Source organism: Caulobacter sp. GW821-FHT11A05 (genome assembly GCF_058809015.1).
The window spans coordinates 174,091-184,431 of the sequence record NZ_JBXASF010000011.1 but is presented as its reverse complement, the minus strand read 5'-3'; the positions used below and the strand labels follow the sequence as shown (position 1 = coordinate 184,431).

The following is a 10,341-nucleotide window of genomic DNA, read 5'->3' as shown; positions in this document are numbered from 1 at the left end:
CGTCGCGGGCGGTCGCTGCTACGACCGCCCGCAATCGGCACAATGACAGATCGCAAACACACAAGGGCAGCGCCGGCCCATCCGTTTGCGCGCGTTCTGGCGCGGGTTGCGCAGGCGACAATCTTCTCCAGCCGGCGCTGCCCTCATCCGACCCCCTTCGGGGCCCACCTTCTCCCGACAAGCGGGAGAAGGGCGCGCCGGGGCGCGCTAGGGGGAGAAGGGCGCTTCGCTGAGGATCGCTGTTGCTCCCCCCGCGTTCCTGAGGTCACTGTGCGCTGACACGGGTTGGGAGAAGACCTCATGGAATGGCGCGGCGGCCGCCGGGGCGGCAATATCGAAGACCGGCGGGGCATGGGCGGCGGCGCGGCAATTGGCGGCGGGGTCGGGATTCTCGGGATCGCGGCGGTGCTGATCGGGGTGTTCGTCTTCGACATGGACCCGCAGCAGGCCATGGACCTGGTGGCTGGGGCCGGTGGCGGCGCGGTTCCGGCCCAGGAAGGCCAGCGCGGCACCCCGCAGGACGAGGCCGGGCAGTTCGTCGATGTCATCGAACAGTCGACCACCGAGGTGTGGACGGCGATCTTCGCGGCCTCGGGCCAGCAGTACGAGCGGCCAGCCGGCGCGGTGCTGTACGATGTCGCGACCCCCACCGGCTGCGGGACCGGCCAGTCGGCCATGGGGCCGTTCTACTGCCCGACGGATCACAAGATCTATCTCGACCTCGGCTTCTGGAACGAGCTGGAGACCAAGTTCGGGGCCAGCGGCGAGTTCGCCCGGGCCTATGTCATCGCCCATGAGGTCGGCCATCACGTGCAGAACCTCGAAGGCGCCATGGACAAGGCCCGGCGCCTGGGCATGCGCGGCGAGGAGAGCGGGGCCGTGCGGCTGGAGCTGCAGGCCGACTGCTACGCCGGCGTCTGGGCGGCGCGGGCCGGGACCCAGGCCGGCGGCGGGCTTCGGTTCAATGCCCAGGACATCACCGACGGTCTGGGCGCGGCCTCGGCGGTCGGCGACGACACGATCCAGAAGAAGACGCAGGGGCGCGTGGTCCCGGACGCCTTCACCCACGGCACGGCGGCGCAGCGGATGCGCTGGTTCCGGGCGGGGTATGAGGCAGGTGACCCGGCGGCGTGCGATACGTTTAGCGCGCGGTCGCTCTGAGCTGCAGCGATCCTTCTCCCGCTTGTCGGGAGAAGGTGGGCCCGTAGGGCTCGGATGAGGGCAGCGCCGGCCTGTCACGCCGGAGCGCGTTTTGGCGCGGTCAGTGAAGCGGCGCCAATGCCAATCCCACCCTTCCGCTCTGCCCTCATCCGACCCCCTTCGGGGGCCACCTTCTCCCGACAAGCGGGAGAAGGGCGCGCCAGAAGCGCGCGTTACTCCGCCGCCGGCCGCAGGCCGTCCTCGTTGGCCGGTTCCGGGTCGATCCGCACATCGTCGCCCTGGCGCACGCGGTCTTCCCAGCGCACGCCGCCGAACAGCATCCGCCAGATGTTCTTGAACCGGCGGACCAGGGTCTTGGGCGCGGCCAGGGCGGCGGGGGTCAGGAACAGGGTCAGCAGGGTGGAGAAGCTGAGGCCCCAGACCACCGCGGCCGACAGCTGGACCCACCATTCGGAGCCCGGCGCCTTGTACTCGAAGTGCAGGCCGCGGAAGTTGGGGTGCAGCTGGAACATCAGCGGCAGCAGGCCGATGACCGTCACCACCGTGGTCAGCATGACCGGCCGGAAGCGCTGGACGGCCGCGCGCATGGCCGCCTCGTCCGGCTCGTAGCCCTGCCTGCGCAGCTGGTAGAAGGTGTCGACCAGCACGATGTTGTGGCCGACCACCACCCCGGCCAGGGCGATGATCCCTGTCCCGAGCATGATCACCGAGATGTAGTCGAAGGTGTGGGCGACGTTGACGACCACCCCCAGCAGCACCCCGAACACCGACAGGATGACGGCGAAGAGCGTGACGACGATCCCGTAGAAGCTGTTGAACTGCCACAGCAGGATCACCGCCATCATGCAGAGGGTGGCGATCATGGCGAACATGAAGAACCGCGCCGCGTCGGCCCCTTCCTCATCCGAACCGCTGAACTTCCAGCGCACGCTGTTCTCGAGCGGCGCCTTCTCGAGCCAGGATTTCAGCTCGGCGACCTTCTGGTTGGCGGCGACGCCGTCGATGGTGTTGGCCTGCAGCAGGACCAGGCGCTGGCCGTCCCGGCGCTGGATGCTGGTCACCTGCTGGCTGGGTTTTTCCTTGATGAAGTAGCTGGCCGGCACCGGCCCGAAGGGGGTGGTGATCTTCAGCTGCTCGAAGGCGGCGAGGTTGCGGTGCTCCCGCGTGAAGCGGACGCGGATGTCCAGTTCGTCCTCGGCGTCGTCGGGCCGGAAGCGGCCGGCCAGCACGCCGGTGGTGACGAACTGCACGGCCTGGCCGACCGACAACACGTCGACGCCGTAGCGGCCGGCGGCGGCGCGGTCGATGGTCAGGTTCAGCTCAATGCCGGGGGAGGCGCGGTTGTCCTCCTGCTCGATCAGCTGGGGATCGGCGGCCAGCTTGGCCTTGATCATGTCGGCGGCGCGGTTGAGGGGGGCCGGGTCGGGGCCGCGAAGCTCGACCTGGACGTCCTTGCCCTGCGGCGGGCCGCCCTGGGGCAGGCGCACCTCGGTCAGCACGCCGGGCATGTCGGCGACCCGCTTGCGGATCTCGTCGGCGATGTCCTGGCCGCGGACGCCCAGTTCCTTGCGCTCCTCGAAGTCGACGAAATCGATCTGGATGCGGCCGACCGAGTCGGCGGGCGGGCCGCCGAAGCCGCCGCTGCCCATCTTGCCGGCCGAGACATAGACCGAGTTGATGCCCTTGATGCCGTCCAGCCGTCTCTCGACCTGGCCGACCAGGATGTTGGCGGACTCCGGCGTCAGGTTGCCGCGCGCCTTGACGTAGACGGCGGCGTATTCCGGATCCTGGTCCAGGAAGAATTCGGTGCGGTGCTTCTGGCTCATGAAGAGGCCGAGGATGATGGCCATGACCACCAGCGCCGCCCCGGTCACCCGGAAGGGGTGGTGGCCCGACCACCAGAGGATGCGAGCGTACCAGCCCATGAAGCCGTCCATCTGGCGCGGATCGCCATGTTCCGACTTTCGGATCTCCTCCAGGTGATGGAGGTCGACGCCCTGCTTGCGGCCCATGAGCGAGCCCAGCGCCGGGGTGAAGATCAGGGCGACGAAGATCGAGGCCGACAGCACCATCATCAGGGTGATGGGCAGGAAGCTCATGAACTTGCCCGGGATGCTGTTCCAGAACAGGAACGGCACGAAGGCGCAGAGGGTGGTCAGGGTGCCGTTGACGACCGGCCAGAACATGCGGGTGCCGGCGGCGGCGAAGGCCTCCTCGCGGGGCATGCCCTCGGCCATCTTGCGGTCGGCGTATTCGACGACGACGATGCCCCCGTCGACCAGGATGCCGACGGCCAGCACCAGGCCGAACATGACCATCATGTTGAGCGTCAGGCCGAAGGCCTGCAGCAGCAGGAAGCCGATCATGAAGCAGACCGGGATCGACAGCCCGACCATGATGCCCTGACGCACGCCGAGGCTGCCGACGATGATGGTCATGACCAGGATGGTGGCGATGATCAGCCCGCTTTCCAGGATCGACAGGCTGCGCTCGATGAACTCGCTTTCGTCGAAGGTGTAGGCGACCTGGATCGTCCCCGGCCAGCGCTTCTGCTCCTCGGCGACGGCGGCCCGCACCTGTTTGACGCTGTCGAGGATGTTGGCCCCCGAGCGCTTGACCACGTCGATGGAGAAGGTCGGCTGGCCGTTGAAGCGGGTGATGCGGCCGGGGTCCTTGAAGGTGCGGCGCACCTCGCCAATGTCGCCGACCGTGATCAGCCGGTCGCCGTTGCGCTTGATCGGCAGGGCCAGGATGTCGGCCGGTTCCTCGACGACGCCGGGGATCTTGACCGCGAACTCGGTGTCCTTGGTGCGCAGGTTGCCGGCCGGGATCAGCTGGTTGTTGCGGCCGATGACCTGGGCCAGTTCACTGGCGCTGACGTTGGCCGCCTGCATGCGAGCCGGGTCGATGGTGACTTCCAGCACCTCCTCGCGACTGCCGCCGAGATCGGTGCGCAGCACGCCGGGCAGGGTTTCGAGACGGTCCTGCAGTTCGCGCGCGGTCTGGAACATCGTCCGCTCGGGCGCGGCGCCGTACATCATGATGCCGATGAACGGGTCGTCGTTGACGTTGTTCTCGCTGATGATCGGTTCTTCGGCGTCGGGCGGGAAGCGGCCGCGGGCCATGTCGACCTTGGCGCGGACGTCCTGCAGCACCTTGTCGACGTCGAACGACGGGTCGAACTCCAGGTAGATCAGGGCGGCGTTCTGCACTGCCACGCCGTTCATCTCCTTCAGCCCTTCGAGGGACTGAAGCTCGGTCTCCAGCGGGCGGACCAGCAGGCGCTCGGCGTCTTCCGGCGAGACGCCGGGGTAGGGCACCTGGATGCTGACGAAGGGCACCGGGATGTCGGGGTTCGATTCCCGCGGCAGGTTGAGATAGGTGACCAGGCCGAAGATCGACAGCACCGCCGCGACCCCCAGCACCACCTTGCGCCGCCGGATGGCGGCATGGATCAGGGCGGAGATCATGGGCGGGCGGCCTTCACAGGCGTGGCCACCGGCGCGGCGGGCGCGCCTTCGGCCTTGACGCGGACGGTCTGGCCTTCGCTGACGAAGGCCTGGCCGGCGATGATCAGCTGGATCGGGCCTTCAAGGCCGCTGACCCAGATGCCGTCCGGCATCTGCTCCAGCACCTCGACGGGGGCGAAGGCCACCTGGCCGGCCCCGACCACGTAGCGGACGCCCTGACGGCCGTCCGAGCCCAGCACCAGGGCCGAGGAGGGCAGGCGGTGGGCGGAGGCGGCCGGGGTGGCGATGCGGACGTCGGCCGACAGGCCGGAACGGGCGCGGGAGCTGGGATTGGAGGCGACGACCTCGACCCGGTAGGTGCGGGTCTGGGGATCGGCGTCGCGGGCCACGAAGCGGATGCGGCCGCTCAGGACTTCGCCGGTGGTCAGGGTGGCGGTGGCGCTTTCGCCGACGCGGACCTTGCCGATCTGGCTCTCGGCCAGGTCGGCGACGATGACCAGCGGATCCAGCTCCAGCATGGTGCCGCAGGCGCCGCCGGGAGCGAGATAGGTCCCGACCTCGGCCTCGCGGCGGTCGAAGACGCCGCTGAACGGGGCGCGGATATTGACCTGTTCGAGCAGCACTTCGGCCTGGCGCACGGCGGCCTGGGCGGAATCGAGGTTGGCCTGGTCCTGCAGCACCTGGGTCTGGGAGCGGTAGCCCTGGGCGGCCAGACGGGCGCTGGCCTCCTTCTGCAGCTGGCGGGACTTGAGGTTGGCGCGGGCCTGGTCGAGGGAGGCCTGGCGGGCGTCGACCGAGACGCGGCAGAGGATGGCGCCGCGACGCACGAAGCTGCCTTCCGAGGCCGGGACGGCGGCGACCGGGCCAGCGGTCTCGGCGCGGACGATGACGGTGCGGGCCGCCTCGGTGCGGCCGCGCAGGACGATGGCCCCGGGGCGCAGCTGGGGCTCGATCAGGCGGGTGGTGACCATCAGGGCCACCGGCTTGGTTTCAGCCTTGGCGTCGGGTTTCTTGCCGGAGAGGGCGCTGAACAGGCCGCCGATGACGAACAGCAGCACAACGCCGCCCAGGATCGCCGCGGCGACGATGTGAGATTGTTTGATCTGCATAACCGGCCCTATGAGCGCAACCGACCGTCGCGACGGGCGCGCCTATCCCCAAAGACTAATCTGAACAGTGTTCTGATACCTGTCTGCCCCCATTCCGGGCAAATGAAATTCCAGACAGAATGCGCCGGATCGTCCAGGTTCCGCCGCCGGTGTGTCGGCGAGGTCGCTTCCCTTTGGGGATGGCTTCCCAAGCCGGCCTCCTCGTCCCATAAGCGCATCCCATGACCGCCCTGTTGTGGGACATCACCCAGCCCTTGCGCCCCGGCATGCCGAGCTGGCCCGGCGACACCCCGTTCGAGAGCGGCGGGGTGTGGAGCATGGGGCCTGGGACGCCGGTCAATGTCGGCCGCTTCAGCCAGTCGGTGCACGCCGGCACCCATGGCGATGCGCCGTTTCACTATGACGCGGACGGGGTGACGGCCGAGGCGGTCGACCTGTCGGTCTACCTGGGGCCGTGCCGGCTGATCGACGTCCGCGGCGCGGGCGCGCGAATCGAACCAGCCGATGTGGCCGCGGCGCTGGCGGGGGTTCCAGCGCGGGTGCTGCTGCGGACTTACGAGGCTTTCCCGCACGAGACCTGGGACAGCGATTTCAAGGCCATCGCGCCTCAGACCATCGACCTGTTGGCCGACCACGGTGTGCGATTGATCGGGGTGGACACTGCCTCGCTCGATCCGGAGACCTCCAAGACCATGGACGCGCACCGCCGGGTGGCGGCGCGGGGCATGGCGATTCTCGAAGGCCTGGTGCTGACCGCGCCTCTGCCGGGGGACTATGAACTGATCGCCCTGCCGCTGCCGCTGGTCGGGCTGGACGCCTCGCCGGTGCGGGCCGTGCTGCGAGAGTTGAGCTGATGACCGACGCCGACATTGCGGCCCTGGACGCGGCCGACCCGCTGGCTGGCCTGCTTGGGGAATTCGAGATTCCCGAGGGCCTGCTCTACCTCGACGGCAATTCGCTGGGGCCGATGCCGAAGGCGGCGCGAGCGCGGCTGCGCGAGGTCGTCGAGCAGGAGTGGGGCCAGAGCCTGATCCGCGGCTGGAACGACCACGACTGGATCGGGGCGCCGCGCCGGGTCGGCGACGCCATCGCCGGGCTGATCGGCGCTGGGGCGGGGGAGGTGATCGTCGCCGATTCCACCTCGGCCAACCTCTACAAGCTGGCGGTGGCGGCCATGCAGGCCCGGCCCGGCCGCAAGGTGGCCCTGTCGGAGCCGGGCGACTTCCCGACCGACCTCTACATGCTGGAAGGCGCCGTGCGGACGATGGGCGAGGGGCGGCGGCTGGAGCTGCGGCCCTCCGAGGAGATCGAGGCGGCGCTCAGCGAGGACGTGGCCGTGCTGGTGCTCTGCCACGCCCACTACAAGACCGCCCGCATCCGAGACATGGCCCGGCTGACGGCGGCGGCCCACGCGGTCGGGGCGCTGGTCATCTGGGACCTGAGCCACAGCGCCGGGGTGCTGGAGGTCGACCTGAACGGCTGCGAAGCCGACCTGGCGGTGGGCTGCGGCTACAAGTACCTGAACGGCGGCCCGGGGGCGCCGGCCTTCCTGTTCGTCGCCAGGCGGCACCAGGACAGCTTGATCTCGCCGCTGTCGGGCTGGATGGGCCATGCCGCGCCCTTCACCTTCCAGGACGCCTACGACCCAGCCGGCGGCATCGCCCGCTTCGCCTGCGGCACCCCGCCGGTGCTCGGCGTCAGCGCGCTGGAGTGCGGCGTGGCGCTGGCGGCCAGGGCGGGGCCGAAGGCCCTGCGGGCCAAGGCCGCGGCGCTGACCGACCTCTTCATCCGCCGGGTCGAGGCCGGGCCGGCCGGCGCGGACCTGCGGTTGGTCACCCCGCGCGAGGCGACCCTGCGCGGCGGCCACGTCAGCTTCTCGCACCCCGACGGGTACGCCATCGTCCAGGCCCTGATCGCCCGGGGTGTCATCGGCGATTTCCGCGATCCGGACATCGCCCGCTTCGGCTTCTCGCCCCTGACCCTGAGCTTCGCCCAGGTCGCGCAATCCGCCGACATCCTGGGCCAGGTGGTTTCCACCGGCGCCTACGATCAACCCCAGTTCCGCCAGCGCGCCGCCGTTACCTGAAGGAGCCCCGATGCAGTACCTCCACACCATGGTCCGGGTCGCCGACCTGGACGCCGCTCTCGACTTCTACTGCGCCAAGCTGGGCCTGGCCGAGGTCAGCCGGCAGGACAACCCGGGCGGCCGGTTCACCCTGGTGTTTCTCGCGGCGCCGGACGACCTGGAACTGGCCCGGCAGCGCAAGGCGCCGATGGTCGAGCTGACCCACAACTGGGACCCGGAGGACTACCAGGGCGGCCGCAACTTCGGCCATCTGGCCTATGCGGTCGACGATATCTACGCCACCTGCCAGCGGCTGGCCGACGGCGGGGTGACCATCAACCGGCCGCCGCGCGACGGCCATATGGCCTTCGTCCGCTCGCCGGACGGCATCTCCATCGAACTGTTGCAGAAGGGCGAGCGCCTGGCGCCCGCCGAACCCTGGTCCTCAATGCCCAACGTCGGAGCCTGGTAGTGAAACTCATCGGACGCAAAGCCCTGGTCACCGGCGGCGCTCATGGCATCGGCCTGGCCATCGCCCAGGCCTTCGCCCGCGAGGGCGCCGACGTGGTGCTGCTCGACATCGACGGCGCGGCGGCCGACGCGGCGGCGCGGGCCCTGGCGGCCGAGACCGGGCGCAAGGCGGTCGGCCTGGCCTGTGACGTCAGCGACGCGGACGCCGCGCTCGCCGCCGTCGCCAAGGCCGCCGAGGCCATCGGCCCCATCGACCTGCTGGTCAACAACGCCGGCATCGTCGCCCCGGGCGACATCCTCACCGCCAGCCTGGCCGACTTCGACCGGGTGATGTCGATCAACATCCGGGGCGCCTTCGTCATCGGCCAGGCGGTTGCCCAGGGCATGGTGGCGGCGAACCTGAAGGGCTCGATCGTCAACATCAGCTCGATCAACGCCGTGGTCGCCATCCCCACCCAGCTGGCCTACGTGACCAGCAAGGGGGCGATGAACCAGCTGACCAAGGCCATGGCCCTGGGCCTCGCGCCGCACGGCATCCGCGTCAACGCCATCGGGCCAGGGACCATCGCCACCGACATCCTCAAGGGCGTCATGACCAGCCCGGACGCGGCCAAGGGCGTCCTGGCCCGCACGCCGCTGAAGCGGATCGGCGAGCCTGAGGAGATCGCCAGGGTGGCGGTCTTCCTGGCCGGCGAGGACGGCAGCTACTTCACCGGCCAGACCCTGTATCCGGACGGCGGCAGGCTGGCGCTGAACTACACCGTGCCCGTGGACTGAGCCTCGGCCCGCCGGTCGATCAACTGGGCGGCCAGGGCCAGCAGGGCGCTTGCCGCCGCGGCGATCCAGACCGCCCCGAAGCCGATCCGGCCGTAGGCGAGGGCGCCGCACAGGCCGCCCGCCGCCAGGCCGCTCCAAAGCAGCAGATAGGGCAGCCAGGCCAGCCGGTCGCCGCCCCGCAGGGCCAGGGCGATCCGCTGGCCCAGCTTGACCAGGGCGCCGGTCATGTAGGTGACGCCAAAGGTCACCTCGCCGTCCCGCTCGAAGGCGGCGTTGGCCGCGCCCATGGCGAGGGCCAGCACGAGCGCGGCGGCGATCGGGGGAACGACGGCCCTGGCTAAGGCCGCGGCCGCCAGCACCAGGGTGATGAACAGCAGCAGGACCAGCCGCCGGCGGACCCCCGCCAGCTGGCCGAGCAGGGACCCGACCGTCACCCCCGTCACGAAGGCGGCGATCAGCGCCGCCGCCGTCGCGGCCGCTCCGGACCCGATCGCCAGGCCGACGCCCAGCCGCGTGGAGTTGCCGCTCATGAAGGAGACGAAGAAGCCGCCGACGTCGAGAAAGGCGACGGCGTCGATAAACCCCGCCAGGGTCGACAGGCCGATCGCCAAGGCGCGCAGGGGTCTGCTGTGGTGGTGCATGGCTCCAAACCCTACGCGGAGTCGCGGCCGGCGGCGCGGGTCGTGAACGGCCGGTCGCCGGCGACGTTAGGTTGGCATGACCGGTCCGCGACCCAAGGGCGCGCTGCGCACCTATACCGCCGAGATCGACGGCCTGAACCAGTGGATCGTCGCCGCCCCGAACCAGACCGCGGCGCTGGAGGCGTTCGGCCTGCATCAGAACCTGTTCGCCCAGGGACTGGCCGGGCTGACCAGGGAGCCGGAGCTGGTCGAGGCGGCCAACGCCCAGCCCGGCGTGCCGCTGAAACGACCCAAGACCGGCGGCCGGTTCACCGCCGGGCCAGCGGACAGCGACTGGTCGGGCGCGCTGGCGGCGGCCTCGAAGGGGCCGAAGTCCCGCAAGGCGCCGAGCCGGGTCAGGCTGGATAAGGCGCGGGCGGCGCTGGACGCGGCCCGGAACGAGGGGGAGCGCCGGCTGGCCGATCTCGAAACGGCGGTGGAGGCCGCGCGCGAGGCCCTGGCGGCCGGGCAGGCGCGGGTGGAGCGGATGTTGGCCAAGGCCGAGGCAGCCGTCGAGGCGGCGGAGGAGGATTACCGCAAGGCAGGCGGCTAGGCGTCGCCGGGTCTGTGGCGCCGGCAAGCCGTCGACGCCTCACCGACGCGGGCCG

At 70.3% G+C, this 10,341-nt stretch carries 9 protein-coding genes; 6 read left to right on the top strand and 3 right to left on the bottom strand.

Annotated features, from left to right (window positions below; all coding sequences use genetic code 11):
- Window positions 1–300: 300 nt before the first annotated feature.
- Window positions 301–1,161, top strand: coding sequence for a KPN_02809 family neutral zinc metallopeptidase (ypfJ, locus tag AC1RSK_RS16690; protein ID WP_492908714.1), 861 nt, complete (start codon window positions 301–303; stop codon window positions 1,159–1,161).
- Window positions 1,162–1,373: 212 nt separating this feature from the next.
- Here the strand turns inward: ypfJ and AC1RSK_RS16685 are convergent, their stop codons facing one another.
- Window positions 1,374–4,631 (bottom strand): efflux RND transporter permease subunit, encoded by a 3,258-nt coding sequence (locus AC1RSK_RS16685; RefSeq protein ID WP_492908713.1) that lies wholly within the window; start codon window positions 4,629–4,631, stop codon window positions 1,374–1,376.
- Window positions 4,628–5,740: an efflux RND transporter periplasmic adaptor subunit gene (locus tag AC1RSK_RS16680; protein WP_492908712.1), complete on the bottom strand. Its 1,113-nt coding sequence runs from the start codon at window positions 5,738–5,740 to the stop codon at window positions 4,628–4,630. Before AC1RSK_RS16680 ends, AC1RSK_RS16685 begins: the two co-directional genes overlap by 4 nt.
- A gap of 221 nt (window positions 5,741–5,961) precedes the next feature.
- Between AC1RSK_RS16680 and kynB the strand changes: the two genes are divergently transcribed.
- From kynB to AC1RSK_RS16660, 4 genes are read left to right on the top strand one after another with little or no spacing between them, the layout of a single operon-like run.
- Window positions 5,962–6,594 carry an arylformamidase gene (kynB, locus tag AC1RSK_RS16675; RefSeq protein WP_492908711.1) on the top strand — a complete coding sequence of 211 codons (633 nt, stop codon included), beginning with the start codon at window positions 5,962–5,964 and terminating at the stop codon, window positions 6,592–6,594.
- On the top strand, window positions 6,594–7,826 hold the full coding sequence (kynU, locus tag AC1RSK_RS16670) for a kynureninase (RefSeq protein ID WP_492908710.1): 1,233 nt from the start codon (window positions 6,594–6,596) through the stop codon (window positions 7,824–7,826). Before kynB ends, kynU begins: the two co-directional genes overlap by 1 nt.
- Before the next feature lie 10 nt (window positions 7,827–7,836).
- Window positions 7,837–8,277, top strand: a complete 441-nt coding sequence (locus AC1RSK_RS16665) for a VOC family protein (RefSeq protein ID WP_492908709.1) — start codon at window positions 7,837–7,839, stop codon at window positions 8,275–8,277.
- Complete coding sequence (locus AC1RSK_RS16660; protein WP_492908708.1) at window positions 8,277–9,053, top strand: SDR family NAD(P)-dependent oxidoreductase; 777 nt, start codon at window positions 8,277–8,279, stop codon at window positions 9,051–9,053. The genes AC1RSK_RS16665 and AC1RSK_RS16660 overlap by 1 nt, the downstream gene beginning before the upstream one ends.
- On the opposite strand, the gene AC1RSK_RS16655 is transcribed toward AC1RSK_RS16660, so the two are convergent.
- Complete coding sequence (locus AC1RSK_RS16655; RefSeq protein ID WP_492908707.1) at window positions 9,032–9,694, bottom strand: YoaK family protein; 663 nt, start codon at window positions 9,692–9,694, stop codon at window positions 9,032–9,034. The two genes, AC1RSK_RS16660 and AC1RSK_RS16655, sit on opposite strands and share 22 nt — an antisense overlap.
- Before the next feature lie 76 nt (window positions 9,695–9,770).
- On the opposite strand from AC1RSK_RS16655, the gene AC1RSK_RS16650 reads away from it, so the two are divergent.
- Window positions 9,771–10,286, top strand: coding sequence for a hypothetical protein (locus tag AC1RSK_RS16650; RefSeq protein ID WP_492908706.1), 516 nt, complete (start codon window positions 9,771–9,773; stop codon window positions 10,284–10,286).
- Window positions 10,287–10,341: the final 55 nt, after the last annotated feature.

Excerpts from the sequence above, each read along its gene's own strand:
- AC1RSK_RS16655 (WP_492908707.1), bottom strand. The coding sequence starts at position 9,694 with ATGCACCACCACAGCAGACCCCTGCGCGCCTTGGCGATCGGCCTGTCG.
- AC1RSK_RS16680 (WP_492908712.1), bottom strand. The coding sequence starts at position 5,740 with ATGCAGATCAAACAATCTCACATCGTCGCCGCGGCGATCCTGGGCGGC.
- AC1RSK_RS16685 (WP_492908713.1), bottom strand. The coding sequence starts at position 4,631 with ATGATCTCCGCCCTGATCCATGCCGCCATCCGGCGGCGCAAGGTGGTG.
- kynB (WP_492908711.1), top strand. The coding sequence starts at position 5,962 with ATGACCGCCCTGTTGTGGGACATCACCCAGCCCTTGCGCCCCGGCATG.
- kynU (WP_492908710.1), top strand. The coding sequence starts at position 6,594 with ATGACCGACGCCGACATTGCGGCCCTGGACGCGGCCGACCCGCTGGCT.
- ypfJ (WP_492908714.1), top strand. The coding sequence starts at position 301 with ATGGAATGGCGCGGCGGCCGCCGGGGCGGCAATATCGAAGACCGGCGG.
- AC1RSK_RS16650 (WP_492908706.1), top strand. The coding sequence starts at position 9,771 with ATGACCGGTCCGCGACCCAAGGGCGCGCTGCGCACCTATACCGCCGAG.
- AC1RSK_RS16665 (WP_492908709.1), top strand. The coding sequence starts at position 7,837 with ATGCAGTACCTCCACACCATGGTCCGGGTCGCCGACCTGGACGCCGCT.